At 60.1% G+C, this 2,379-nt stretch carries 4 protein-coding genes; all 4 read left to right on the plus strand.

Going from position 1 to position 2,379, the window contains the following annotated elements; all coding sequences use genetic code 11:
• Window positions 1–208: dihydrofolate reductase family protein (locus VIW95_RS12345; RefSeq protein ID WP_331586889.1), on the plus strand; the 208-nt coding region annotated here is incomplete at its 5' end.
• A 90-nt stretch (window positions 209–298) separates the two neighbouring features.
• The gene (gene ribA / locus VIW95_RS12350) at window positions 299–1,510 is read left to right on the plus strand and encodes a GTP cyclohydrolase II (RefSeq protein ID WP_331586891.1); all 1,212 of its coding nucleotides are present in this window, start codon (window positions 299–301) and stop codon (window positions 1,508–1,510) included.
• A 55-nt stretch (window positions 1,511–1,565) separates the two neighbouring features.
• Window positions 1,566–2,012, plus strand: coding sequence for a transcription antitermination factor NusB (nusB, locus tag VIW95_RS12355; protein ID WP_331586893.1), 447 nt, complete (start codon window positions 1,566–1,568; stop codon window positions 2,010–2,012).
• The coding region (gene lptE / locus VIW95_RS12360) for an LPS assembly lipoprotein LptE (RefSeq protein ID WP_331586895.1) at window positions 1,987–2,379 on the plus strand (393 nt) is incomplete at its 3' end. The genes nusB and lptE, both read left to right, overlap by 26 nt.

Below are 2,379 nucleotides of genomic sequence, written 5' to 3' on the forward strand. Positions count from 1 at the left end.
CGCCGGGTCTGCGCTGAGCGCTGGAATTGTGGATCGCGTCGCATTCTTTGTGGCGCCGAAAATTCTCGGCGCGGGCTTGTCCGCGATCGATGGGATGAAATCGCGCAGCGTGCGCGACGCGCTCGCGCTTACAGATCTTTCGGCGCGCCCGGTCGGCGACGACTGCCTGTTAGAGGCTCGAGTGCGCCGGACAGGAAGGAAATTTTAACTCAAACATCAGCCATAAGAGCTGATTCACTGAAAAGACTGGTTAGGTTGGCAGGCCGGTGATAATATCGCCTTCGTTGAATTGAATCAGATGGCATCGGCTACTTTAGAAGAAATTTTCTCCACATTGCGTGACGGCAAGATGGTCGTGATGATTGCGGAGGAGCGCGAGGACGCCGAGGGCGACCTCGTGATGGCCGCTGAAAAGATCACCCCCGACGACATCAATTTCATGGCGCGCGAAGCTCGCGGCGTGATCTCTGTCGCGATTCCCGAGAAACGTTTCCGCGCTTTGGGTATTCCGCTCCAGCCTTCGACCGACAATGGCGATTCCAACGAGCAAGCCGGAGTGCTCATTGACGCCCGCGAAGGCGCTACGACCGGCATCTCGGCCGGCGATCGCGCGCGGGTGATCTCGGTGGTCGCGTTCGACGAATCGCGTCATGACGATATCGTCATGCCCGGTCACATACTGCCGTTGATGGCGTTGAGCGGCGGCGTGATGGTGCGAATCGGGCGCGCCGAAGGCGCGGTGGATCTGACGCGTTCAGCGGGCATGGGCCCGGTCGCCGCGCTGTGCACCATTCTCCGCGAAGATGGCGAGGCCGCCCGCCTCAAGGAACTGCGAGAGTTCGCCGCACAGCATTCGCTGCCAATCGTTTACGTCAAGGAACTCGTTTCACATCGCCTGACGAATGAAGTTCTCGTCCAGCGGGTTTCCGAGCAGCCGTTCCCGATCGATGGCGGCATGCTGAATGCGGTTGTCTTCCGCAACGTCGTGGATGGCCGCGAGCATCTGGCGCTGATCAAGGGCCAGGTCGGCGGCGGACGCACCGCGCTGGTGCGGCTCCATTCGGAGTGCCTGACCGGCGATGTGTTTGCGTCGGCGCGATGCGATTGCGGCGAGCAGTTGCAGGAAGCGCTCGAGCGAATCATGTCGGCGGATCGCGGCGTAGTGATCTATCTCCACCAGGAAGGTCGCGGAATCGGGCTCGGGAACAAGATTCGTGCTTACGCGCTGCAGGACAACGGCATGGACACTGTCGAAGCGAACCTGCATCTCGGCTTCGATGAGGACTTGCGTGACTACGGAATCGGCGCGCAAATTCTGCGCGATCTCGGGGTTGGCGAGGTGCAGTTGCTCACCAACAATCCGCACAAGATAGAAAGCCTGCGCCGTTACGGGGTGAACGTCTCGCGCGTGCCGATCGAGGTCACGCCGCACGCCGGAAATATCGGGTACCTGAAAACCAAGAAGGAAAAACTCGGCCATCTGTTCTCGGAGCTGAAACTCATCACTTGAAAAAGTAAGCCGCTGCGCCGACGCCTGCCGCGCCGCCCGCGACTGTGGAATTGCTATGGGACTTAGACATCAGGGGCGCGAGCTTGCGCTCAAGGCGCTGTACAGGATTGATATCTGCGGTGGCGCCAGCAGCGACGACCTGACCGCGTTGTTCGAAAGTTTTCCGGTCGAGGATGACGCACGCAAGTTTGCCGTCCAGTTGATGGAAGGGGTGCGGCTCGAGCAGCCGGCGCTCGACAAGCATCTCGCGGACGCGCTGGAGCATTGGTCGGTCAAGCGGCTGTCGCGGGTCGATCACAACGTCATGCGGATTGCGCTATACGAATTGCTCAGGATGGAGGACATTCCGGCGCGCGTTACGATCGACGAAGCGATCGAGCTGGCGAAATGCTACGGCGACGTCGAGTCGGGGCGCTTCGTCAATGGAGTGCTCGACGAAATCGCGGGGCGGTTGGGACTCAAGCAGAAGGGCGACGATGTCACACTATCCAAGGCCGAATAGGCTGCTCGGCTTCGTGATCGGCGCCGGTCTTTTTCTTTCGGGGTGCGGTTATCACTTCGCGGCCTCGGGTGACGTGTTGCCGGCGAACGCGCAGACGATCTACGTTGCGCGATTCGGCAATGAGACGCGCGTGACCGGAGTCAACGACGAGTTCATGCGTTACCTCAAAGATGAAATCGATCTCCATCGGCGCCTAAAGATCGTCGATAGTCCGGACGCTGCTGATCTCGAATTGTCAGGCGCCGTCAGGTTCGCGACCGAGACGCCCACCAACTTCAACTCCGCGCTCGAGCCGACCCAATACAACCAGAGCGTGGTGGTATCGGCGACGCTTAGAGACATGCACGAGAAGAAAACGATTTGGACC

This window comes from Binatus sp. (SeqCode), assembly GCF_036522015.1.
Lineage (GTDB): Bacteria > Desulfobacterota > Binatia > Binatales > Binataceae > Binatus.